1 pseudogene is annotated in these 525 nt (G+C 61.5%); it reads left to right on the top strand.

What is annotated here, in order from left to right:
• Positions 1–130: 130 nt before the first annotated feature.
• A pseudogene (locus tag ELR45_RS36675) lies at positions 131–525 on the top strand (sulfatase-like hydrolase/transferase); the annotation flags it as partial.

The following is a 525-nucleotide window of genomic DNA, read 5'->3' on the forward strand; positions in this document are numbered from 1 at the left end:
CAAGCTGTGGTCCCTGATCCGCGTCGAGTCCCAAGGAGCTAGCGGGGACGACAGGCACGAGGAGGAGACGAATATGTCAGACAAGCCAAACATCCTGATCATCTGGGGAGATGACATCGGGATTAGCAACCTGAGCTGCTATAGCGAGGGCATGATGGGGTATCGAACTCCGAACATCGACCGGATCGCCGAGGAGGGTGTACGGTTCACCGACTACTACGGTGAACAAAGTTGCACCGCGGGCCGCGCGGCGTTCATCACCGGCCAGAATCCGTATCGCACCGGCCTCACCAAAGTAGGCTTTCCCGGCGCCGACATCGGCCTGCGGGCCGAGGACCCGACGATCGCCACGGCGCTCAAGGCCGAGGGTTACGCGACCGGCCAGTTCGGCAAGAATCACTTCGGTGACCTCGACGAGTTCCTCCCCACCGCACACGGCTTCGATGAATTCTTCGGCAACCTCTACCACCTCAACGCCGAGGAAGAGCCCGAGCAGCGGGACTACCCCAGCGAAGCGGACTTTCC

The sequence above is a fragment of the Phytoactinopolyspora endophytica genome (assembly GCF_004138495.1).
GTDB lineage: Bacteria > Actinomycetota > Actinomycetes > Jiangellales > Jiangellaceae > Phytoactinopolyspora > Phytoactinopolyspora endophytica.